General features: G+C 68.1%; 24 protein-coding genes. 13 read left to right on the top strand and 11 right to left on the bottom strand.

Features of this window, described 5'->3' with window-relative positions; genetic code table 11:
- Positions 1 to 27: 27 nt before the first annotated feature.
- The 3 genes from GGQ62_RS03905 to rpmF are packed head-to-tail and all read right to left on the bottom strand — an operon-like array spanning position 28 to position 2,313.
- Entirely contained in the window at positions 28 to 999 is a 972-nt protein-coding gene (locus tag GGQ62_RS03905) for a beta-ketoacyl-ACP synthase III (RefSeq protein WP_152576408.1), read from the bottom strand.
- On the bottom strand, positions 996 to 2,099 hold the full coding sequence (plsX, locus tag GGQ62_RS03900) for a phosphate acyltransferase PlsX (RefSeq protein ID WP_152576409.1): 1,104 nt from the start codon (positions 2,097 to 2,099) through the stop codon (positions 996 to 998). Before plsX ends, GGQ62_RS03905 begins: the two co-directional genes overlap by 4 nt.
- Positions 2,100 to 2,133: 34 nt before the next feature.
- Entirely contained in the window at positions 2,134 to 2,313 is a 180-nt protein-coding gene (rpmF, locus tag GGQ62_RS03895) for a 50S ribosomal protein L32 (RefSeq protein ID WP_152576410.1), read from the bottom strand.
- Between the two features lie 350 nt (positions 2,314 to 2,663).
- Here rpmF and GGQ62_RS03890 point away from each other — a divergent pair, with 350 nt between their 5' ends.
- The 3 genes from GGQ62_RS03890 to GGQ62_RS03880 all read left to right on the top strand — a co-directional run bounded on the left by GGQ62_RS03890 (position 2,664) and on the right by GGQ62_RS03880 (position 5,233).
- Positions 2,664 to 3,080, top strand: a complete 417-nt coding sequence (locus GGQ62_RS03890; RefSeq protein ID WP_167649460.1) for a hypothetical protein — start codon at positions 2,664 to 2,666, stop codon at positions 3,078 to 3,080.
- Positions 3,081 to 3,158: 78 nt separating this feature from the next.
- Complete coding sequence (gene recN, locus GGQ62_RS03885) at positions 3,159 to 4,814, top strand: DNA repair protein RecN (protein WP_152576412.1); 1,656 nt, start codon at positions 3,159 to 3,161, stop codon at positions 4,812 to 4,814.
- 128 nt (positions 4,815 to 4,942) lie between these two features.
- Entirely contained in the window at positions 4,943 to 5,233 is a 291-nt protein-coding gene (locus tag GGQ62_RS03880; RefSeq protein ID WP_341533725.1) for a DoxX family protein, read from the top strand.
- A gap of 174 nt (positions 5,234 to 5,407) precedes the next feature.
- On the opposite strand, the gene GGQ62_RS03875 is transcribed toward GGQ62_RS03880, so the two are convergent.
- The gene (locus tag GGQ62_RS03875) at positions 5,408 to 6,571 is read right to left on the bottom strand and encodes an aminotransferase (protein WP_152576414.1); all 1,164 of its coding nucleotides are present in this window, start codon (positions 6,569 to 6,571) and stop codon (positions 5,408 to 5,410) included.
- 81 nt (positions 6,572 to 6,652) lie between these two features.
- On the opposite strand from GGQ62_RS03875, the gene ligA reads away from it, so the two are divergent.
- The 5 genes from ligA (at position 6,653) to GGQ62_RS03850 (ending at position 10,749) form a co-directional block, all read left to right on the top strand.
- On the top strand, positions 6,653 to 8,707 hold the full coding sequence (gene ligA / locus GGQ62_RS03870; RefSeq protein ID WP_152576415.1) for an NAD-dependent DNA ligase LigA: 2,055 nt from the start codon (positions 6,653 to 6,655) through the stop codon (positions 8,705 to 8,707).
- A gap of 77 nt (positions 8,708 to 8,784) precedes the next feature.
- Positions 8,785 to 9,159: a DUF4440 domain-containing protein gene (locus GGQ62_RS03865; protein WP_152576416.1), complete on the top strand. Its 375-nt coding sequence runs from the start codon at positions 8,785 to 8,787 to the stop codon at positions 9,157 to 9,159.
- Between the two features lie 41 nt (positions 9,160 to 9,200).
- Positions 9,201 to 9,914 carry a guanitoxin biosynthesis heme-dependent pre-guanitoxin N-hydroxylase GntA gene (gene gntA / locus GGQ62_RS03860; RefSeq protein WP_153401054.1) on the top strand — a complete coding sequence of 238 codons (714 nt, stop codon included), beginning with the start codon at positions 9,201 to 9,203 and terminating at the stop codon, positions 9,912 to 9,914.
- Positions 9,904 to 10,485: a DUF1989 domain-containing protein gene (locus GGQ62_RS03855; protein WP_152576417.1), complete on the top strand. Its 582-nt coding sequence runs from the start codon at positions 9,904 to 9,906 to the stop codon at positions 10,483 to 10,485. The genes gntA and GGQ62_RS03855 overlap by 11 nt, the downstream gene beginning before the upstream one ends.
- Positions 10,486 to 10,611: 126 nt before the next feature.
- Positions 10,612 to 10,749, top strand: coding sequence for a hypothetical protein (locus GGQ62_RS03850; RefSeq protein ID WP_153401056.1), 138 nt, complete (start codon positions 10,612 to 10,614; stop codon positions 10,747 to 10,749).
- Between the two features lie 97 nt (positions 10,750 to 10,846).
- Here the strand turns inward: GGQ62_RS03850 and GGQ62_RS03845 are convergent, their stop codons facing one another.
- From GGQ62_RS03845 to GGQ62_RS03825, 5 genes are all read right to left on the bottom strand, one after another.
- Complete coding sequence (locus tag GGQ62_RS03845; protein WP_152576418.1) at positions 10,847 to 11,752, bottom strand: 50S ribosomal protein L11 methyltransferase; 906 nt, start codon at positions 11,750 to 11,752, stop codon at positions 10,847 to 10,849.
- A complete protein-coding gene (locus GGQ62_RS03840) occupies positions 11,742 to 12,443 on the bottom strand; it encodes an SDR family NAD(P)-dependent oxidoreductase (RefSeq protein WP_152576419.1) in 702 nt (233 codons plus the stop codon). The genes GGQ62_RS03845 and GGQ62_RS03840 overlap by 11 nt, the downstream gene beginning before the upstream one ends.
- Before the next feature lie 70 nt (positions 12,444 to 12,513).
- Positions 12,514 to 13,026, bottom strand: coding sequence for an AAA family ATPase (locus GGQ62_RS03835; RefSeq protein ID WP_152576420.1), 513 nt, complete (start codon positions 13,024 to 13,026; stop codon positions 12,514 to 12,516).
- Entirely contained in the window at positions 13,023 to 13,577 is a 555-nt protein-coding gene (gene pnuC, locus GGQ62_RS03830) for a nicotinamide riboside transporter PnuC (RefSeq protein WP_152576421.1), read from the bottom strand. The genes GGQ62_RS03835 and pnuC overlap by 4 nt, the downstream gene beginning before the upstream one ends.
- Before the next feature lie 53 nt (positions 13,578 to 13,630).
- Positions 13,631 to 16,111, bottom strand: coding sequence for a TonB-dependent receptor (locus tag GGQ62_RS03825; RefSeq protein ID WP_152576422.1), 2,481 nt, complete (start codon positions 16,109 to 16,111; stop codon positions 13,631 to 13,633).
- A gap of 254 nt (positions 16,112 to 16,365) precedes the next feature.
- Between GGQ62_RS03825 and GGQ62_RS03820 the strand changes: the two genes are divergently transcribed.
- From GGQ62_RS03820 to GGQ62_RS03800, 5 genes are all read left to right on the top strand, one after another.
- A complete protein-coding gene (locus GGQ62_RS03820; protein WP_167649459.1) occupies positions 16,366 to 16,887 on the top strand; it encodes a GNAT family N-acetyltransferase in 522 nt (173 codons plus the stop codon).
- Positions 16,880 to 17,875, top strand: a complete 996-nt coding sequence (locus GGQ62_RS03815; protein ID WP_167649458.1) for a phosphotransferase family protein — start codon at positions 16,880 to 16,882, stop codon at positions 17,873 to 17,875. Before GGQ62_RS03820 ends, GGQ62_RS03815 begins: the two co-directional genes overlap by 8 nt.
- Positions 17,875 to 18,234, top strand: a complete 360-nt coding sequence (locus GGQ62_RS03810) for a DUF6285 domain-containing protein (RefSeq protein ID WP_152576425.1) — start codon at positions 17,875 to 17,877, stop codon at positions 18,232 to 18,234. Before GGQ62_RS03815 ends, GGQ62_RS03810 begins: the two co-directional genes overlap by 1 nt.
- Complete coding sequence (locus GGQ62_RS03805; RefSeq protein ID WP_243445960.1) at positions 18,231 to 19,241, top strand: proline iminopeptidase-family hydrolase; 1,011 nt, start codon at positions 18,231 to 18,233, stop codon at positions 19,239 to 19,241. Before GGQ62_RS03810 ends, GGQ62_RS03805 begins: the two co-directional genes overlap by 4 nt.
- A 410-nt stretch (positions 19,242 to 19,651) precedes the next feature.
- A complete protein-coding gene (locus tag GGQ62_RS03800; protein ID WP_152576426.1) occupies positions 19,652 to 20,425 on the top strand; it encodes a hypothetical protein in 774 nt (257 codons plus the stop codon).
- A gap of 63 nt (positions 20,426 to 20,488) precedes the next feature.
- Here the strand turns inward: GGQ62_RS03800 and GGQ62_RS03795 are convergent, their stop codons facing one another.
- Together GGQ62_RS03795 and GGQ62_RS03790 are read right to left on the bottom strand one after the other, a co-directional pair.
- Complete coding sequence (locus GGQ62_RS03795) at positions 20,489 to 21,724, bottom strand: alpha/beta hydrolase family protein (protein ID WP_152576427.1); 1,236 nt, start codon at positions 21,722 to 21,724, stop codon at positions 20,489 to 20,491.
- 89 nt (positions 21,725 to 21,813) lie between these two features.
- Complete coding sequence (locus GGQ62_RS03790) at positions 21,814 to 22,257, bottom strand: cupin domain-containing protein (protein WP_152576428.1); 444 nt, start codon at positions 22,255 to 22,257, stop codon at positions 21,814 to 21,816.
- Positions 22,258 to 22,389 lie beyond the last annotated feature (132 nt).

Genomic DNA, 22,389 nt, shown 5'->3' with positions numbered 1-22,389 from the left:
GCAAGCCCGGCGCCACGGATCCCGCGCCTACCAGCGAACGGCGGCGGCGCCCCAGGTGAATCCGCCGCCCATGGCCTCCAGCAGCAGCAGGTCGCCCGGCTGGATGCGGCCGTCGCCGACTGCGGTGTCGAGCGCCAGCGGCACTGACGCGGCCGAGGTGTTGGCGTGCCGATCGACCGTCACCACCACCCGGTCCATGGGCAGGCCGAGCTTGCGCGCCGTGCCTTCAAGGATGCGCAGATTGGCCTGGTGCGGGATGATCCAGGCGACGTCGCTCGCCGACAGGCCGATGGTATCGAGCGTTTCGGCGACCACGCCGGCCAGGTTGGTGACGGCGTGGCGAAAGACTTCCTTGCCCTTCATCCGCAGCTTGCCGGTGGTGCCGGTCGACCCCGGCCCGCCATCGACGAACAGCAGGTCGTTATAGCGGCCATCGGAATGCAGGCGGTGGGCAAGGATGCCGCGGTCGGTGTTGGCGCCGGTGCCGGTTTCGGCGCGCAGCACCACGGCGCCGGCACCATCGCCGAACAGCACGCAGGTGGTGCGGTCTTCCCAGTCGAGCAGGCGCGAGAAGGTTTCGGCGCCGATGACCAGCGCCGCCCGGTGTGCGCCCGATGTGATCAGCGCATCGGCAACCGACAGGGCATAGAGAAACCCCGAGCAGACGGCGGCGATGTCGAAGGCGACGCCATGGACCATGCCGAGCTTGTGCTGGATGACGGTGGCGCAGGCGGGAAAGGTCTGATCGGGGGTCGCGGTGGCGACGATGATGAGGTCGATGTCGGCGGCATCGAGACCGGCATTGGCGAGCGCGCGGCGTGCGGCGGCAACGCCGAGGTCCGACGTGAATTCGCCCTCCGCCGCGATATGGCGCTGGCGGATGCCGGTACGCTCGACAATCCATTCGTCGCTGGTGTCGACGCGCGCGGCCAGCGCTGCGTTGCTGACGACGTCGGCGGGCAGATAGCTGCCGGTACCGATGATGCGCGCGCGGATCATGCCTTGCCGACGGTTTCGGCGGCGTCGGCCGCATCGTCCGCCACTGCCGGGCGATGCGCCTGGAAATTGGCCAGGTCCTGCAGGATGCGGTCGCCGACATTGCCGACAATCAGGTCATGGGCGACGCCGATGGCGTTGGCGATGCCGAGGACGTTCGCCGAACCATGGCTTTTGACGATGATGCCGTTCAGGCCGAGGAACACTGCGCCATTATGGGCATTGGGATCGAGATGCGCACGCAGGGCCCGAAGCGCGCCGCGCGACAGCAGATAGCCGAGCTGCGTCAGCCAGCTCGACTGGAAGGCGCGGGTCAGCAGACCGACGACAAGCTTGCCGGTGCCCTCGGCGGTCTTCAGCGCGATATTGCCCGAAAAGCCGTCGGTGACGATGACATCGACATTGCCCTGGCCGATCTTGTCGCCTTCGACAAAGCCTTCGAAGGTCATCGGCAGCGCGGCGCCGCGCAAAAGGGCTGCGGCGTCACGGATCTCGTCGGTGCCCTTCAGCTCCTCCTCGCCGATGTTGAGCAGGGCAACGCGGGGCTTTTCCAGGCCAAGGACGGTGCGGGCAAAGGCAGCGCCCATGACCGCGAACTGGACCAGATTTTCGGCGTCGCATTCGGTGTTGGCGCCAAGGTCGAGCACCACCGAATCATTCTTCAGCGTCGGCAGCAGCGCGGCAAGCGCCGGCCTGTCGATGCCAGGCATGGTGCGCAGCGCGAACAGCGACATCGCCATCAACGCGCCGGTGTTACCCGCCGACACGGCGGCATGGGCGGCGCCCTGCTTCACCGAATCGATCGCCATGCCCATCGACGAGGTGCGGCCGCGGCGCAGCGCCTGCGACGGCTTGTCGGTGCCGAGCACGACCTCGTCGGTATGGACGATGGTGGCCGTGGACAGGCGCGGACACCGCGCCAGTTCGGCCTTGATCCGCGCTTCCGGCCCGTGCAGGCGAAAGCGCAGCCGCGGATAGCGTTCGGAGGCGACGTCGGCCGCGGCCATCACATCGGCCAGCCCGGCGTCCCCGCCCATCACATCAAGCGCGATCACCGGCGCCGTGACGGGGATGATCGCTGGCGTGCTTGCGCCGCTGGTCATCTGGCCGGCCAATGCCCCAGCGGTCGCAACAGGGTCAGGCCTGGATTTCGACGACTTCGCGGCCGTTATAGTGCCCGCAGGAATTGCACAGATTGTGCGGCAGCTTGAGCTCGCCGCAATTCGGGCATTCCTGCGAGATGACCGGGGTCAGCGCATGGTGGCTGCGGCGCATGTTGCGCTTGGAAGGCGAAGTCTTGCGTTTCGGAACGGCCATGCGGCACCTGTCATCTTTGTCGTTGGGCGCTTCCCCCGAAAAACATCGGCTTTTCGGCGTCGGCGTCGGAGGGTCGATTGGCACACATATGCCGCCGGAAACCCCGGGTTGCGTGAAGCAGGGCGGTATAGGGATTTTTGGGCGCGGTGCAAGGGAAAACAGGGACAGCACTGCACCTTGGCTGCCTGGCGCAGGGGTCCGGACAAGGGCCATGTCGCCAGCGGTTGCGACCCGGCCCCGCTCCCGGTTTTGGACTGGCGGAGCCGTCGCGCCAGCCGTAAAAGCACGCCATGCGCATCCGTCCCTCCGCTCTCGCTCTCCCTGTTTCAGTGGGGCTTGCCGCGGCTGCAATGCCTGCCTCGGCCGTCGCGGCCGGCTGGACCCTCGAACCCGGAGCGAATGCCGCCGCGCTGGTGTTCGGCACACCCGGGGTCGATCGCGACGCCTTCCGGTTCGATTGCAGCGGCGGCATGCTGAGCCTTTCGACCTGGGCCGGCAGTCCGCCGCGCGGTGTCAGCTCGGGCACGTTCCCGACCGAGTTGAGTGTTTTCCTGGGCCGCACGGAACAGGCTTTTGCCGCCACCGGCCGCGTCACCGGCCCCGGCGGGACCAGCCGGATCGATGCCCGCATCGTCGACCCGGCCGCCTTCCTGACCGCGCTGGACCGGGTGCCGCGCCTGACGACGGTGATCTTTGCCGGTCGGCGCATGGCGCCGGTGCCCGGCGCGGCCCGGACGGCCGATTTCCGCAAGGCCTGCGGCTTCTAGATCGGCAGCGACAGTCTTGCCGCCAGCCGAAGCGAAAGCTGGGGAGACGGCAGGTCCTGCACGCGCTAAGACGGTGGCGTGCTGACCCTTCTCGATATCCGCAACATCGTCCTGATCGAGGCGCTTGCCGTGGATTTTGCCGGTGGGCTGTCGGTGCTGACCGGTGAAACCGGGGCCGGCAAGTCGATCCTGCTCGATGCGCTGGGCCTTATTCTCGGCGGGCGTGCCGATACCGGGCTGGTGCGCAGCGGTGCCGATGCGGCGCGGGTGACAGCGGAATTCAGCGTCGGGCCGCGGCATCCGGCGCGGCAGCTGCTGGCGGCCAATGACATTGATGGCGAGGCCGGGGCCCCGATCATCGTGCGGCGCCAGCTGAAGGCCGACGGCGGCAGCCGCGCCTATGTCAACGACGCGCCGGTGTCGGCGGCCCTGCTGCGCGAAATCGGCGCGACCCTCGTCGAAATACACGGCCAGTCGGACGACCGCGGCCTGCTCGCGGCGCGCGGCCATCGCGCGCTGCTCGACAGTTTTGCCGGTCTGGCGGCCGAGGTTGCCGCGGTGCGCGGCGCCTGGGCAGCCTGGCAAGCGGCGGCGGCAGCGGAGACCGAAGCCGCGGCGCGGCTGGTGGCCGACCAGCGCGATCGCGAATGGCTCGACCATGCCGTCGCCGAACTGACCGCGCTCAACGCGCTGCCGGGGGAGGAGGCGGAACTCGCCGAAGCGCGCGCAGCGATGCAGAAGGGCGCGCGGCTGACCGACGATCTGAGCGCGGTCGAGACGCTGTTGTCGGGGCGCGACGGCGGCACCGAGCGGCTGGCGCAGGCCGCGCGGCGGCTCGACCGCATCGGCGGCGAACATCCGCTGCTCGCCGAGGCGGTGGAAAGCCTGGACCGGGCGCTGATCGAGGCCGGCGAAGCCGAAGAACGGCTGGCGGCAGCGGTGCAGGCGCTCGATGCCGACCCGGCGCGGCTGGAAGCGACGGAGGCGCGGCTGTTCGAGCTGCGGGCGATGGCGCGCAAGCACCGGGTCGAGGCGGATGCGCTCGCCGAACTGGCGGAAACGCTGATGGCGCGGGCGGCGGCGCTGGTCGCGGGCGAGGGCGGACTAAAGGCACTGAAGGCGGCGACGGCGACGGCAGAGGCCAGCTATCGCACCCTGGCGACGGTGCTGGGCGCGGCCCGGCGGGCGGCGGCCGCGCGGCTCGATACGGCGGTGGCGGCCGAACTGGCGCCACTGAAGCTCGATGCCGCCCGGTTCCGCACGGTGGTGGCGCCGGCCGATGCCGGTCCGGACGGGGCCGAGCGGGTGGAATTCGAGATTTCGACCAACCCCGGCGCGCCCTTTGCGCCGCTGATCAAGATCGCCTCGGGCGGCGAACTGTCCCGTTTCGTGCTGGCGTTGAAAGTGGCACTGGCGGCGACCGGCAGCGCCGGCACGATCATCTTCGACGAGATCGACCGCGGCGTCGGCGGCGCCGTTGCCTCGGCGATCGGCGATCGTCTGGCGCGGCTGGCGGAGGCGACGCAGGTGCTGGTGGTGACCCATAGCCCGCAGGTGGCGGCGCGCGGCGCCCACCAGTGGCGGATCGCCAAGGCCGTGGCGGATGGGGTGACGCGGACTGCGGTGGTGCCGCTGTCGGCGGCCGAGCGGCGCGAGGAGATTGCACGGATGCTGTCGGGCGCCGATGTCACCGACGAAGCACGGGCCCAGGCCGGCAAGTTGCTCGCGCGATGACCCGGGACCATTGGCGCACCGGGCTCCGCTGGCTGCTGGCGCTGATCTATTTCGGGGCCGGCATACTCCATTTGCGCAACCCTGGCGCATTTGCGCCAATCATGCCGGAATGGGTACCACTTCCGCAGATGGTGATTGCCCTGACCGGCGGTTGGGAACTGGTCGGCGCGGCCTTGCTGGCCTGGCCCGACGCCCGCGCCAACCGGCTCGGCGGGATCGCCATGGCGGTCTATGCGATCGCGGTTTTTCCGGCCAATATCAAGCATGCAGTCGATAATCTGGGCCATGGCATCGCTGTCGGCGGGCAGGTGCTTGGCTGGGGGTATCATGCCCCGCGACTGCTGTTCCAGCCGGTGGTCGTTTGGTGGGCGTTATGGGCCGGGCGCGTCATCGAATGGCCGTTCAAGTCGCGCCGCTGAACGCTGGTCAATCGCTGATTCGTCTGCCATGATTGCAGCACGCTGACGGGGAGGGCTGTCGGCGTGATCGGGAACGGTATCGACAGGCGGATGTGCGACACAGCTTTGGCTGTGCCACTTCCGCCTTCGTTGTATTTGCATTGCTCCAAGGTACAGGATTGTCGCCGACCGCGGTCAGCCGGATCGTGACAGGCCCGTGCGCGCGGCGGCCAGCCGGCTGATGGCGACGTCGATCGTGGCATCGTGCTTGGCAAAGCACAGGCGCAACGTCGTGGTGACGGCGTCCTCGGCGTAGAAAGCCGAGACCGGAATGCTGGCGACGCCGGCGTCGAGCAGTCGGTCGGCAACGACGATGTCGCCGTGCGGAATTGCCGAGCCGGCAAGATCGACCGAAACGAACCAGGTGCCGGCGCTGGGCAGCATGGCATAGCCGGCGCCGACCAGGCCATCGACCAGCCGGTCGCGCGAGCGTTGAAAGCCGGCGCGCATGGCCGCGAACCAGCCGGGGTCCTTGCCAAGGCCATGCGCAACGCCGGCCTGCAGGTTGGGCGGGGTGGTGAAGGTCAGGAACTGGTGCGACCGGGCGAGCGCGTGCGTCAGTTCGGGCGCCGCGCACATCCAGCCGACCTTCCATCCCGTCAGCGCGAAGATCTTGCCCGCCGATCCGATCTTGACGCTGCGATGGCGCAAGGCCGGCACCGACAGGACGCTGCTGTGCATGGCGCCATCGAAAACGACATGTTCCCAGACCTCGTCGGCGATCACCACGACGTCGTGGCGTTCGGCAAAGCCGGCAAGCATTTCTAGTGCGGTGCGATCGAAGGTCGACGCGCTGGGGTTGAGCGGGTTGTTGATGAGGACGACGCGGGTGCGCGGGCTGAAGGCGGCGGAAAGCATCGCCGCGTCGAACTGCCAGTGCGGCGGCGCCAGCGGCACCAGCACCGGCACGCCGCCGGCGCGGCGGACCAGCGGCAGATAGGCATCGTATAGCGGCTGGAACAGGATGACCTCGTCGCCGGGGGTGATCAGCGCCAGCAGCGCCGCCGCCAGCGCTTCGGTGGCGCCGGAGGTCACGGTGACTTCGCGCTGCCAGTCGAGGTCGACGTCCTGATGGACGCGATAATGGTCGGCGATGGCGCGGCGCAGTTCGGGCGTTCCGGGCATTGGCGGATATTGGTTGCTGCCCTGCAAAAGCGCCGTCGCGGCGGCATCGAGCACGTCCTGCGGCCAGCCCGAATCGGGGAACCCCTGGCCAAGGTTGATCGCGCCGCTGGCACGCGCCCGCGCCGACATGGTTTCGAAGATCGTTGTCGGCATGGCGGCATAGAGCGGGTTCATGGCGCCGACAGGGGCCATCGGCGCTGCCGCAAGTCAAGCGGCCCCTCCCATCGGCGCAGCGGGAGTGCTATCGCGGCGCCCATGGACACCGTCACCCTGACCGAGGCCGAAGCCGCCGATGCCCTGGCGCGTCTGGCGGCCGAGATCGCGGCGCATGCACGCGCCTATCACGGCGAAGATGCGCCGCTGATTTCCGACGCCGATTATGACGCGCTGGTGCGGCGCAATGCCGAAATCGAGGCGGCATTCCCGCATCTGGTACGCGGCGACAGCCCCAATCTGGTTGTCGGTGCGGCGCCGGCGGCGGGCTTTGCCAAGGTGACGCATGCCCGGCCGATGCTGAGCCTCGACAATGTGTTTTCGGACGATGAGGCGCGCGAGTTCGTGGGGCGCGTGCGGCGCTTCCTCGGCCTGTCCGCCGACGATCCGGTGGCGCTGCTGGCAGAAGCCAAGATCGACGGCCTGTCGGCAAGCCTGCGCTATGAACAGCGTCGGCTGGTGACCGCGGCGACGCGCGGCGACGGCGCGGTCGGCGAGGATGTGACCGCCAATATCGCCCATGTCGCGGGGTTGACGATGACCCTGCCGGCCGATGCGCCCGATGTCGTGGAGGTGCGCGGCGAAGTCTATATGCTGCGCGCCGCCTTCCTGGCGCTCAATGCCCGTCAGGCGGCGGCCGGGGACAAGGTCTTCGCCAACCCGCGCAACGCCGCCGCCGGGTCGCTGCGCCAGCTCGATTCCAATATCACCGCGGCCCGGCCGCTGGCGTTTCTGGCGCATGGCTGGGGGGAGGTCAGCGGCCCGCTGCCGGCGACGCAGAGCGCGATGATGGCGAGCATCGCGGCATGGGGGTTCGACATCGGCCCGTTGCGCGCCATATGCCCCGATATCGAAGCGGCGCTGGCGTTCACGCGCGACATCGAAACGCGGCGTGCCGATCTGCCGTTCGATATCGATGGCGTGGTCTACAAGGTCGAACGGCTCGACTGGCAGGCGCGGCTGGGGCAGGTGGCGCGGTCCCCCCGCTGGGCGGCGGCGCACAAGTTCGCGGCCGAACAGGCCGAAACGACGCTGCTCGCCATCGACATCCAGGTGGGGCGCACCGGCGCGCTCACTCCGGTGGCGCGACTGGCGCCGGTCACGGTCGGCGGTGTCGTCGTCACCAATGCGACACTGCACAATGCCGACGAAATTGCCCGCCTCGATGTGCGCATCGGCGACCGGGTGCGGGTGCAGCGCGCCGGCGACGTGATCCCGCAGGTCCTGGCGGTGGTGCCGTCCGACTCGCCGCGCGCGTCCCCCTATGTTTTTCCGGCGCTGTGCCCGGTGTGCGGATCGCATGCGGTACGCGAGGCCGAGGAGGTGGTGACGCGCTGCACCGGCGGGCTGACCTGCGCCGCGCAGCGCAACGAGCGCCTCCGCCATTTCGTCTCGCGGCTGGCGTTCGATATCGAAGGGCTGGGGTCCGAACGCATCGAATTGTTCGCGCGCGAAGGGCTGATCCATACGCCCGGCGACATCTTCCGGCTGCGGGATCATCGCGAAACGATGCTCGGCTGGAAAGGCTTCAAGCCGACGTCCGTCGACAAGCTGCTCGTCGCGATCGAGGCGCGACGAACGGTAGGACTCGATCGCTTCCTCTATGCGCTGGGCATTCGCCACGTCGGCGAAGTGACGGCGCGCGACCTGGCGCGCGCGCTCGGCTCGGCAGAGGCGGTGCAGGCGGCGGCGCTCGCTGCCGTCGACGACGCCGAGGCGCGCGGGCGACTGACCGATATCGGCGGAATCGGCCCGGTGGTCACCGAAGCGCTGGTCGATTTCTTTGCCGAACCGCACAACCAGGCGAGCTATGCCGACCTGCTGGCCCAGGTGACGCCGCAACCGCTGGCGGCGGCGCGGCAGACCGCGCTGACCGGCAAGACCGTGGTGTTCACCGGATCGCTGACGGCGCTGACCCGCGATGAGGCGCGGGCCCAGGCCGAAGCGCTGGGCGCCAAGGTGGCGGGATCGGTGTCGGCGCGGACCGACCTGGTGGTGGCGGGCGCCGATGCCGGGTCGAAGCGCGCCAAGGCCGAAGCGCTCGGGGTGACGGTCATCGACGAGGCCGAATGGCAGGCGCTGGTGGCCGCCGGCTGAGCGCGACATTTGCGCACTGGCCGGGAACGCGGACGGTGTTGCGGGACTTCAGCGGTGCGAACCCGAGGAGACGTGCCGTGGACGATGATCGCATCTGGGCGTTCGAGGAAAGCCTGTGGATCGGCGATGCCGACCATTACCACGAACTGATCGACGACGCCTGTGTCATGGTCCTGCCGGCGCCGCCGTTCGTGCTGACCGGCGCGCAGGCGATCGATGCGGTTGCCGACACACCCCGCTGGCAGACGGTGACGTTCAGCGACCGCCAGGTGATGCGGCCGGAAGAAGGGCTGATCGTCATCGCCTATCGGGCGCACGCCAGTCGCGACGGGGCAGATGCCTATGACGCCTTTTGCACCACGACCATGCGCCGACTGGAACATGATGTGTGGCGTGTCGTCCAGCATCAGCAGACCGTGCCGATAGTTGTTGCGGGCCACGCGGAACAATAGCCGGCGACAATGGTTCCTCAGCGACCAGAGGAGATCTCATCTTGACTGCCGATCATCCGCTCGTTGCGGAATTTCACGAATTTGTCCGCGCGCCGGCCTTTCCGTGCGTCGGCGCCAAGGCGGCGCTGTCGAAGGAGCAGATGCACATCATCGTCGGCCGCGATATCACATCGGCCTGGGATGACTTGCGCATCCTGCCGGCGTTGAATGCGCTCGCGGCAAGCTATCGGCAAACGCCGCAGCTGTTCCAGACCTTGATCGTCATCTTCGAAGGGCCCGACCTGACCGGCGAGGCCGAATTCGAAGGCTATCTGTGGGAGCGTGTGCAGTCGCTCGCCGACAAGGACGCGCTCTGGTATGGCCAGCCGCGCGACACCAGGGTCAGCGATGACCCCGACGACCCGCATTTCTCGCTCAGCTTCGGCGGCGAGGCCTTCTTCGTCGTCGGGCTGCACCCGGGCGCCAGCCGCCCTGCACGGCGGTTCTCGCGCCCGGCGCTGGTCTTCAACCTGCACGACCAGTTCGAACAGCTGCGGGCACAGAACCGCTATGAAAAGCTGCGCGAATCGATCCTGGCGCGCGACCTCACCCTCGCCGGATCGCTCAACCCGATGCTCGCCCGGCACGGCGATGATTCGGAGGCGCGCCAGTACAGCGGTCGGGCGGTCGGCAGCGACTGGCAATGCCCCTATGCCGGGCGCGGCGCCGGGATCGCATCGGGCGACAATGACGGACTGATCGACCATGTTGCATGAAATCCCGCCGCGCTCGGGCGCCGCGTTCACCCTCGACAAGGGCCAGCGCCTCACGGTGATCGATCCACAGGGAGAGCAGGTGTCGGACCTGCTCGCCTTCGCGCGCCATGACATCGACGAGGTGATCTCGTCGGGGCGGACGCTCGACTATCTCAGTCGCATTTTCCTGACCGTGCCCGATCCGCTCTATTCGAACCGGTCGAACATCATGCTGCGGATCGTCACCGATACCGTCGGCCGCCATGATTTCCTGCTGACGCCCTGTTCGAAGGACACGTTCCGCATCATCTATGGCGATACCGAGCCGCACCAGGGCTGTTTCGGCAATCTGGCCGAGGCGCTGGCACCGTTCGGGATCGTCCCCGACCGCATTCCGGTGGCGTTCAACCTGTTCATGAATGTGCCGGTGGATGGCACGACGGGCGAGCTGAAGGTCCTGCCGCCGCTCAGCAAGGCCGGCGACCACATCGTGCTCGAAGCCGAGATGGACCTGATCATCGGCCTGACCGCCTGTTCGGCGTTGCAGTCCAACAATGGCAGCTTCAAGCCGATCCATTATCGAATTGATTGATTATCCACAGTTATGCGAAAATTGCATAGCTGAGGTCGAATGTTGCGCACTGCAACAACTTCATACGCTTCGTTATACCCCGCACTCCACTGGGAATTAGCCCGGTGGTGACTGAGGAGACGAGCGATGAAGGTTATCCTTCAGGACTTCGAGCCCCAGGCCCGTGTTGCTACCAATGCAGCCGCGGCCATGGCTCCGGTTCGCAAACCCCGCCTGCGCCTCAACCCCGTGATGGTCGAAAACCGGCTTTTTCACGCGCTTTGAGCCGAGCAACGACGCGCACCCCGCGTCGTTCAGGCCCAGTTTTCAAGTAGTTGCGTACCCACGGCATCGGCCCGCGCCCCGCGCGACCGGTGCCGTTTTACGGTCTGGTCAACACCACGCAGGGCCATTCGCCGCGCCCGCGTTGCGGCTCCAGCGGCACCAGCCCATGTTTGCGATAGGCCCCGCGCACCCGCACCGCATGTGACCGCAGCAGGCCTGCCAGCACCAGCACCCCGCCCGGCGCCAGTGCGGCGCTGACCGGCCGGCTGATCGCCACCAGCGGCGGCGCCAGGATGTTGGCGATGATGAGGTCGTACGGCGCGCCGGCGGCCAGCAGCCGGTGGTCCATCCCGGCGGCGACAACCAGAGCAATCTGCCCGGCGGCGTGGCCGGCCGCCACCTTGTTGTCGCGCAGATTGGCGCGCGTGACCGCGATCGAAACCGGATCGATGTCGCTGGCAATGACCCGGGCCTTGGGCCAGCGCCGCGCCGCCGCCAGTGCCAGCACACCAGTGCCGGTCCCGAGATCGGCGATATTGGCAAAGCGCCGGCGCCGCGCCAGCCGGTCGAGCGCACGCAGGCAACCCAGCGTCGTGGCATGCTGGCCGGTGCCGAACGCCAGCCCGGCCTCGATTCCCAGCGCGATGTCGCCGGGGCGGACCGCGTCGGCATGGGCGCGGGTATGGACCAGGAAGCGGCCGGCCCGCACCGGTTCGAGGTCGCGCTGGCTCATCGTCGTCCAGTCGGCCTCGGCAAGCGGCGCCACCACCACATCGGCGGCCGACGGGAACAGCGCGACGATGCGATCGACCAGCGCCGGATCGGGTTCGTCATTGAAATAGGCGGTCAGCACCCAGGCGTCGGGTGCGTCAGGGTCGGGCTCCTCGACATTCAGCGAGGGCGGGTCGGCGAGGTCGGGAAAGACATCGCCGATTTCGGGCATGGCTTCGGCATCGGCGCGGGTGCAGGCCAGGGTCAGCGTCCAGCCCGCATTACCGGACATAGCTGGCGCCGTTGATATCGAGCGTGCTGCCGGTCAGTGACGGCGGCGCGTCGAGGGCCAGCCAGCGAATCGCCTCGGCCACTTCCGCTGCGTCGGCAACGCGCCCCAGCGGAATGTCGGCGAGCAGCTTGTCGCCGCCCCGGGTCGCCAGATACTCCTCTGCCATACCGGTCAGGGTGAACCCCGGCGCGACGGCAAAGGCCAGGATCTCCTGCGCCGCATAGCCCCGGGCGATGGTCTTGGTCAGCGCCAGCATCCCGCCCTTGGCGGCGGCATAATGCCAATGCGACGGGCTGTCGCCGCGGTGGCCTGCGCGGCTGGCGACGTTGATGATGCGACCCCCGCCGAAGCGCTGGAAATGCAGCACCGCATGGCGGCACAGGTCTGCGGCAGATTGCAGGTTGATGGCGTGGCTGCGGCCCCAGGTGGCGGCAAAGCCTTCGGCGTCGGCGATGTCGACGGCTTCGAAGACGCCGGCATTGTTGATCAGCACGTCAATGCGCCCGCCGGCCGCGGCGAGCGCTGCGTCCCACAGCGCGTCGGCGGCGCCCGGATGCGCGAAATCGGCGGCGATCAGCCCGTCGTCGCCGGCGGTCGACTGGCCGATGACCATGTGGCCGGCGTCGTGCAGCGCGATGCGGGCGGCGGCGCCGATGCCGCGCGAGGCACCGGTGAGGAGGATATTGACCATGGCGCTGCTTTGGCGTGGCCGGCGCGGCGTTGCAACCGGTCTGCGCGGCCGCGCGCGCTGCCTGGTTGGCTCAGGCGGCGAGCAGCGCTGCAACGGCGCGGATGGCTGTGGCCTCCCGCTGCGTCCAGCTGCCCGAGATCAGCACCGGGTTGAGCTGGCGCCGCGCCAGTTCGTCGATGATGATCGCGGCAAAACGTTCGCGGTCCTGGCCGCGGAACTGGCGGGTGCCATCGTCGATCCAGGGCGTGTCGGCGGCGAACAGCAGGTACAGGTCGGCCGTGGCGGCAATGGCGCTCAGCACCGGGTCGCGGCGGCCATAGAGCATGCGCGCCCAGGCACTGGTCATCACGATGTCGGTGTCTTCGATGATCAGGTCCGGCGCGCCGGCCGCGATCGCGGCGCGTGCCGCGGCATGGCCGGCCGCGATGGCGTGGAGTGCCGCCGGGATGAAGTCGACCCCGTTGCGTTCCGCCCAGCGCCGGCCATATTCGGGCATGACGACACCGCCAAAACGCGCCGCGAGCACCGGCGCCAGCGTCGATTTCCCGGTGCTTTCCACGCCCGTCAGACAAACGCGCTTCATGCGGCCACCCTTCGCCAACTATCCCAGCCCCAGGCGGCGATGCACAGGAAGACGGCATAAAGCCCCGCCGTCGCCAGCAGGCCCTGCGATGCATAAAGCCAGACCGACAGGATGTTGATGCCGATCCACAGCGGCCAGCTTTCGACATGACGACGGTCGGTGAGGATCTGCGCCACCATCGAAAAGCCGGCGTTGCCGGCGTCCCACCACGGCGCCGCGGCGTCGGTCAGCCGGGTCATCACCAGTCCCAGACCGACGGTGATCACCATGCCGGCCCCCAGCGCCACCAGCCGCCCCGAGGTGGCGAGGCGGCGGACCGGTACGGGCGACGACCCGTCGGTCACCTTGCGCCAATACCACCAGCCGTAAAGCTGCGACGCCAGGAAGAACAGCTGCAACCCGGCGGCGCTGTACAGCCGGGCCTGCCAGAACACGACGAAATACAGGCAGACCATCGCGATGCCGAAGGGATAGTTCCAGATTGTCCGCCGCGCGATGAGCACGAGGTTGACCAGGCCGAGCGCTGCTGCGGTGGCTTCAAGCGGCGACATGCCGGGTCAGTCCGGCCCCCCGCCGGGGTGCGCAAGGCGGGGGGCCATCGTCATTAGAAGCGGTAGCGGACGCTGCCGCCATAGGTGCGCGGCTGGTTGCGATAGCCCGACAGCGTGCCGGCCTGGGCAACCCCGGGGAAGATGGTGGTGAGATAGGCGGCATCGGTCAGGTTGCGCCCCCAGGCGGTGACTTCGAAGCCGTTGCCCAGCGCCAGGGTGATCGCGGCGTTGAGCGATTCGACTTCGCGGCTGATGTCCGACCCTTGCGCGATCGCGACCCGGCTTTCCAGCTGGTAATCGGTGTGGAGGATCAGCTTGGTCGTATCGGACAGGTTGCGCGTGTAGGTGCCGCCGACCGACAGCGAAAACTCCGGGATACCGGCCGGCCGCTGGCCGGTCAGGTCGGTCGGTGCCGTGCCGAACGTCGGCGTCAGCGCCGATCCGCCGGTGAAGCTGTCGAACTTGGGATTGAGATAGGTCAGCGACGCGGTCAGGTTGAGCTCCCGGACCGGGGTGAACGACGTGTCGAGCTCCACGCCGAAGGTCGACTGCTTCTCGGCGTTCGACAGCACGAAACCGGTGCCGGTGAAGATATTGCCCTGAAAGCCCTTCAGTGCCTGCTGGAAGACAGCCAGGTTGAAGCCGAAGCCGGTGTACTGGCCCTTCAGGCCGACTTCATAGACTTCGGCATTTTCCGGGCCGGCGAAGCGCGTGCCGCTGGTCAGGTTGGCAAGGCCCAGCCCGGCCTGGCGGATGAGGGCCAGGTCGCCCGGGGTCGGCCGGCTGTCACGCGACAGGTTCCACGACGACGCCTTGAAGCCGGTGGCATAGGTCGCATAGGCGTTGAGATTGTCGTCGAGGCGATAGGCCAGCCGCAGCGTGTACGACAGGTCGTTGTCGCGGGTCTTGCCGTCTTCGAACTGGTTGGGAAAGTTCAGGTACGGCGGCAGGAACTGCAACGGCTTCAACCCGTTGAGCAGCGGCGCCAGCGCGGCGGGCAGGCGGGTGCCGAGCGCCGTCAGGTCGAGCGACGAGAACACATCGGTGCTGACCGTGTTGCTGGCGACGTCCTTGCGGTCGCGGGTGTAGTTGAAGCCCACGGTTGCGGTCAGGCTGTCGGTGATGCTGAAATCGGCCTGGCCGAACGCCGAAATGGCGCGGTTCTTGTAGTCGTAGTTTTCGAACATGCCCTGGCCCGCGGCGCCGAAGCTGCCGGCAGCGACGCCGAACGGCCGCAACAGCGTTTCCAGGCCGATGTAGTTGCCGCCCGGCAGGACGGCGCCATTGGCGTTCGACAGGAGGTTGGCATAGTTGCGGAAATCGCGGCCATAGGTCAGCGTCGGGCTGAATTCGATGTTTTCATGGAAATAATAGGCGCCGAGCAGGAAGTTGAAGAAGCCGTCATAGTTCGACGCGATCCGCGCTTCGGCGGTGTAGGTGTCGATCCGGGTATCGGCGCTGTTGCGGCCGATCAGGTCGGCGCTGGTGAAATCCGAATCCTGGTCGGTATAGCTGCGCACGCCGCGATAGGCCCCGATGAACGTCACGTCATAGTCGCTGACGCTCCAGTCCGCCTGCGCCGAAACGCCGTAGTTCTTGATTTCGTTGATCGAGTTGAAATTGGTCGTGCTCGTCAGCGCCAGCGGATTGTTGGCGTCGATCCGGCCGCCCAGCGCGCGGATGGCGCCCACGGTCGGCCCGGCGACGACATTGACGACGGCGCAGCAATTTTCGTCGATCTTGTCGTAATCGCCGATGATGCGGATCTTGAAGTCGTCGCTGGCCCTGATCAGCAACTGGCCGCGGACGCCCCAGCGATCCCGGTTGTTGAACTCGACGCCCGACGCAAGGTCGGTGGCATAGCCGTCGCGACGGTTGATGTTGCCGGCCAGGCTGAAGGCGATGTTCTCGGTGATCGGCCCGGTGATATCGGCCTTGCCGATGATCGCGTTGTAATTGCCATAGGAAAATTCGCCCGATCCGCCGAATTCGAACTGCGGCGCGCGGGTGATGATCGAGACGATCCCGGCCGATGCGTTCTTGCCGAACAAGGTCGACTGCGGGCCGCGCAGCACTTCGACACGTTCCAGATTGGGCAGGTCGCCGATCTGGGCTGCGGAACGCGAGCGATAGACGCCATCGATGAAGACGCCGACCGAAGGCTCGATGCCGGGGTTGTTGGCGCCGTTGCCGAAGCCGCGAATGATGAAATTGGTGTTCGCCGAGCTTTGCAGCTGCGCCACGCGCAGCGACGGCACCAGCGTCTGCAGGTCGAGAAGGTCGCGCACCTGCGCCTGTTCGATGGTGGCGCCGGTGGTGACGGCGACCGAAATCGGCACGTCCTGCAGCGTCTGGGCGCGCTTCGACGCGGTGACGATGATGACATTGTCGTCGAATTCGTCGGCATCGGCCTGGGCGACGGCGCCGGCGGCGGGCGCCTGGGCCGGCGTTGTCTGTGCGGCGGCAGCGCTGGCAAGGCCCGATGTGATGGAGGCAAGCAGGATGGCCCGGAATCGGGTCGAATGGTGGCGCATGGTTGGTCCTTCCCCGTGATGGCTGATATGTGCCGCAGTTGCTCTGCGATCGCGGTGGTTGTGTCAGCTCGGGGACACAAAAATGTCATCCGTCACTGGTCCGCGTTGCAACTGGCACGGAAGTCCTTGGCTGACAACCAGTTGATCGCTGCGGACGCGCGCGATCCGGAAAGGATATTGGCAAGGTGCGTCCTTGCCGCCACAGCGGAGGCGGGTCGCAGCGGAGCGATTCGGCATCGCGGATGGATCGAGGCGTGGCGGACTGGCAAATGCTGACCGAGCGCACGCTGGTGCGGCCCGCCGTCGCTGCGGACAGCGGCGCGCTGCATCGCAGCCGCGGCCAGATGCCCTATGACCCGCAGACGCGCAGCCTCGCCGAAACCAGTGCGCTGATCGCCGGCATGGCGCAGCGACCGGCTCCGGATGCCGCCGGCTGGCAGCAGTTCGCCGTGCTGGCGCGCGGCGACGGCAAGTTTCTCGGCGACATCGGCGTCAATTTCGACACGCCGCGCAATGCCCAGGCCGAGATCGGCTTTGCCTTCGCCCCGGCGGCGCGGGGTCGCGGCCTCGCCGGCGAAGCCGTCGCGGCGATGGTGGCGCAGCTCTTCGCCAGCGGCCGTCACCGGCTGGTTGCCCAGACCGACCGGCGCAACCTGGCGACCCAGCGCCTGCTCGAACGCTTGCGCTTCCGGCGCGAGGCGGTGCACTTGCAAAGCTGGGAGGAGGACGGCCGATGGTTCGACGAGATCGCCTATGCGAGGCTGGCCAGTGAGTGAGCCGTCGCCCGCCGCGGTCACCGCCGTGCTCGCCCGCGCCGGTGCCGAAGACGCCGTCGTCACCCGCCTTGTCGCGCTGTCGGGCGGCGCTGCGTCGGCCACCTATGCCGTCGATGCCCGGCGCAACGGCGCCGAATGGCCGCTGATCCTGCAATGCGCCGCTGCCGGTGACGTGCCGGCCGGCGCCCTGCCCAAGGCCGACCAGGCGGCGTTGCAGATGCTTGCCGGGCGCCATGGCATTCCGGTTGCCGATGTGGTGGCGGTGCTTGAACCGGGCGACGGGCTGGGCGATGGCTTCATGATGACCCGCATCGCCGGCGAAGCGCTGGCGCCGCGCTGGTTGAAGGGCGAAGGCTTTGCGGCGGCACGCGCCGCGATGACCGGGCAATGCGCCGCCGTGCTGGCCCGGCTGCACCAGGTGCCGCTGGCCGAAGTCGCCGGGCTGGCGCTGCCGGCCGGGCGGGTCGACGAGGCGCTGGCGCGGATGACGGCGCATTACCGGTCCTTCGGCGTCCATTCGCCGGTGTTCGACCTCGCCTTTGCCTGGCTGGCGGAACGCAGCGGCGCCGCCGATCCCGGCGCCATCGTCCATGGCGATTTCCGCAGCGGCAACTTCATCGTCGATGAAGCCGGGCTGGCGGCGGTGCTCGACTGGGAACTGGCGCATCTGGGGGAGGGGGCGGAGGACCTGGGCTGGCTGTGCGTCAACGCCTGGCGCTTCGGCGTGTGGCAACGGCCGGTCGGCGGTTTCGGCGAACGCGAGGCGCTGTACGATGCCTATGCCGCCGCCGGCGGTGCCCGTGTCGACCGCGCCCGCGCCCATATGTGGGAAGTCTGGGGGACGCTGCGCTGGGGCCTGTCGTGCCTGCAACTGGGCAACGACCATGTGTCCGGCCGGGTGCGCTCGGTGGAGCGCGCCGCCATCGGCCGCCGGGTGTCGGAGGTCGAACTCGACCTTGTCCACCTCATCCGGTTCGGAGATATCTGATGGCGGAACAGATCGAAGCCGGCGTGCTGGTGACGGCGGTGGCGGATTTCCTCAAATCGATCGAGGGTGAATTGTCGGGGCGCAGCGCCTTCCACGCCAAGGTCGCCGCCAATGCCCTAGCGATCGTCGCGCGCGAACTCGCCGATGCCCCGCAGGCGGCGGAGCGGGCGGCGCTGGCCGGCTTCCTGGGCCATGATGCCGGCATCGATGCGTTGCGCGCCGAACTCTGCGGGCGGCTGCGCGCCGGCCAGCTGACGCCGGAAACGCCGGGCCTGCTCGAGGCGCTGACCACGGCGGTGATCGCCAAGGTGCGCGTCGACAACCCGCGCTATTCCACGCTGGCGCGGCTGGCGGGATGATGACGCGGCGGACGCTGATCGCAGCCGGAGTGGCAGCGGCAGCGGCGCCAGCGCTCGGCACCACCGGCGTGCTGCTGCCGGGCGTCCGGATCCGCCCCGACCGCGCGGCGATGGTGGCGGTGCCGGGCGGCCGCGTCTATGTGCGCATCAACGGCGATCTGGCCGGGACGCGGCCGCCGATCGTGCTGCTCCATGGCGGGCCGGGCAGCGCGCACTGGTATTTCCTCAACGCGACCGCGTTGGCCGGGGACCGGGCGGTCATCCTCTATGACCAGCTCGACAGTGGGCGGTCGGACACGCCGGGCGACCCGGCCAACTGGCAGGTGGCGCGCTTTGTCGCCGAACTGGAGGCGGTGCGGGCGGCGCTGGGCGTGGCGCGCTGGCATGTGCTGGGGGCAAGCTGGGGCGGCACTGTCGCGCTGGAATATGCGGCACGGCGGCCGGCGGCGCTGGCCGGGCTGGTGCTGCAATCGCCGCTGGTGTCGACGGAGGTCTGGCTGCGCGATGCGCGCATCCTGAAGGACGCGATGCCGCCGGCGGTGCGCGACCTGCTCGACCGCTGCGACACGCCGGCCGCCGCGCCGGCCGCCGATTGCGACGCCGCGACCGATGCCTTCAACGCCCGCCATGTCCGGATGCGGGCACCGCCATCCGAGGTGGCCGCCTACAAGGCCGCGCTGCCGCGCAGCTTCAGCCCGGATATCTACAATCACATGTGGGGCCGCGCCGAATTCACCGCGACCGGGACATTGCGCAGCTACGATGGCCGGCCGCTGCTTGCCCGCCTCGATGGCCGGCGCACGCTGTTCGTGGCCGGCGAACACGACGAGGCGCGGCCGGAAACGGTTCGCGGGTTTGCCGCCGCGGTCCCGGGCGGTGCCGATTTCGCCATGGTCGCCGATGCGGCCCATTCGGTGATGAACGACAATCCCGCGGCCTTTCTGGCCGTGCTGCGCCCCTGGCTCGCAGCGCGCGATCGGCGGGCTGTGTCAGACGCGATCTCGTAAAATACAGTCATCAACATTTCGAAACATGAAATCATGGCATTTGCCGTGCAAATTAAATGCGCTGTATTTGCCGTTAAGACCTGTTTTCGGATTGCTAGCGCACCTTGGTCGTCACGCTCCAAAACCTGGTCGAAAGTCCATGACCTGCGTTAAGTGATTGATTACGATGAATCTGTTGACGCGATAAGGCCGTAAATCTACGGTTCAGGCACAATCCGACGGGGAATGTGATGGCGACCAGATACTTTGCTTTGTTTGTTTTGCTGGCCTCTGCTTCGGCCGGAAATGCAACGACGTCCGATACTTCCGGTGCCGGGCAGATCGCTGCGAGCGTAGCCGCCAGCAATATAACAAATGACTATAATATTCGCATGGCGACTCCGCTGACGAATATTGACCTTCTTGAACGCATGTCGCCACAGATGCCGGCATTCGACTATAACGCCATCCTTCTCAAGTCTGCGAGCACGGACCCGGCGCCGTCCGATGCCCTGCGCGGCGGGGATCTCTATGCCGGCTTTGACCCGTCGGACCCCGATCGCCTGGCTTTCACCCATCTGCCCCTGCCGTCACCGCATCTCGCTTCGGGCGACGGCCTTGTCGCAGCGCTCGGCCATTTCCAGCCGGCGGCCGGTCTCGCCCCCGCCATCCCCGTGCCCGCCACCATGGCGCTGGTTGCCGGCGTGTGCTTTGCGACCGGCATGACGATGCGTCGGCGCCGCACGGGGGCGCGCGAAGCAATCGGGTCCGGCGACCGCTCAGGCGCCCGTTCCGGCGCTGCCCGGCGCGAATTCCCGGCCTATGACGCGGTGCCGCGGTCGGCGTATCGTTTCGATCCGATCCATGACGACGGGCGTCCGGAACGGCCCCGGTTCGGCCAGTGCATCAGCAGCGATCGTGACCCCGTCGTCGTCCTGACGCCGCGCGAAATGGCGCCGGAAACCGCGTGGGCCCGGCCCGCCGCCGCCGAGGCTGACGTTCGCCCATCTGCCGGTGCCCATCCCCTTACATCGGCCCAGTATCGCATGTTCACGCTCGATGCCGGCTCGGTTCGCAGCTGCCGCAACTTCAGCGCGGCCGACGACTATAGCGCGCTCGCCCAGGCGCGCCGCTGCGAGCCCAAGCAGGGGTTTGAACTGTGGCGGGGCGGCGCACTGGTGGCGAGCCAGCCGCAGATTGACTGACGGCTGCGGCCGCGCCCGAGGCTGCGGGCGCCGTCGCCCGCGCCCAAACCATCGGCCCGGCGGCTATTTGCTGTCGAACCAGCGCTTCCATTGCGGCACGGCGGTGGCGTAGGTGCCGCGGTGGCTGGTGTTGCCGGTCGACACCGCCTCCACCGCCATGTTGCCGCTGCCCATGGCGCGCTGATAGGTCATCGCCAGCTGCCCGATCCCGGGGGTGATGGCCTCGTCGGTTTCCCCGAAATAGTTGCGCACCGGGCTCTTGATGACCCAGCGATAGGCCTGGGTATCGGCGAGCAGCCGGCCATAGGCGGAGCCCGCAAAGAACTGCGCGTCGAAATATTCGGGGCGCAACAGCTTGTGCAGGTCGGTCGGCACATCGGCGGGGTTGAACGGCTGGCGTTCATAGGCCTTGCGCGCCACGTCGTAATATTCGGGGGTCAGCAGGGCGCGCGCCAGGCCGGGAACGCGATAGTAGTTTTCGAACGAGAAGCTCGACAGGATGAACAGCGTGGAAATCCAGTCGGCGTCGTTCTTGCGCGGAAAATCGAGAAAGCCGCTCAGCGTCGCCATCACGTCCACCGGCGCACTGGCGGTGGCGGCGGCGGTCACCGGCACGCCGGCGCTTTCCAGCTTTTCGAGAAAGGCCATGGTGACGAAGCCGCCCTGCGACCAGCCGCCGATGAACAGCTTGGGCGCGGTCAGCTTCATGTGCGCGAGCACCGCCCGCGACGCCATCAGCATGTCATAGGTCGCCTGCTGGTGGCTGGCCTTGACCATATAGCCTTCCGGCTCGCTGGACACGCCCATGCCGAAATAATCGGCGCCGATGAGCAGATAGCCCTGGCCGGCGAACTGCGCGATCGCCAGCGCGGTTTCCGGCGACTGGTCGGGAAACGACGGCACCTGCTGCTTTCCATAGACCGTGCCATGCTGGTACGACAGCAGCGGAAATGCGGTGGCACCGGTTTCAGGCACCGCCAGCAGGCCGGTGGCGGTGATCGGCCGGTTGCCCTGTTCGGGGATGACCGAAGCATAAGTGACGCGGTAGAGCTTCACCGCGTTGCGCGCCGGCGTATAGGCCACGCTGACCCCGAAGAATTTCGGGCTGTCGCTGGTCAGGATCTGGTTGAGCTTTGCCACGTCCCAGCGGCCGATGAGTTCATATCGCACATTGCCCGCCACCGTGGTTCCGGCCGCGGCTGCGGTCGTCGCCGCTGGCGTCACCGCGGCCCCCGCCGGCGCGGCAAGCGCCGGGCCCAGCAAGGCAAGGCCGCAAACAGCACGAAGTACCACGGTCATTGTCGATCTCCCCCGGAACGGCGACGGCAACCGTCACCGCAGGGGCAAGCTCTTACCCTGACGATCTTTCGCAATGGTGAAGCCGGGGGTCACGTCGGTTTGGCGATGAAGCCGGTCGCGCCGCTCCAGAACATGTCGATATCGGGATAATGGCAGCTGTCGCTGTCGGGGCGGTCGGTGCCGATGGCGAGGAGCGTGGCGGGCGCAGCGCTGCGGTTCTGCAGATGGTGGCCATTGGCAACACCGGCGGGAAGGGCGGCGATGTCGCCGGCGACCAGCGTGGTTTCGCCATCGTCCTCGACCAGCACGAGCGTGCCGGCAACAACGATGATCAGCTCGTCCTCGGCGCTGTGCCAGTGGCGCTGGCTCGACCAGGCCCCCGGTGGCAGCGTGACCAGGTTGGCGCCGAACTGCGTCAGCCCGCCGGCGGCGCCCACGGCGCGCCAGCGTCGTCCGGCGACCGCGGCCTGGAACGGCGGCAGATAGCCCGGTTGCGACAGCGCGGGCAGACGGTCGAGGTCGATCTTCGGCATCGTCCGATTTTGCCACTTTCGCCGCGCCTTTGCCATGGCGCCGCGCGCGCGCCGGTGCGTCGCGCCGGGCTGCCGGCGCGATGAAAGGTTGCACCGCAGCGATGAAGGCCTAAAAAGCCCCGGACCACGCTT

Source organism: Polymorphobacter fuscus (assembly GCF_011927825.1).
In the GTDB taxonomy this organism is placed as follows: Bacteria; Pseudomonadota; Alphaproteobacteria; order Sphingomonadales; family Sphingomonadaceae; genus Sandarakinorhabdus; species Sandarakinorhabdus fusca.
This window is presented reverse-complemented; position numbering and strand designations above follow the sequence as displayed.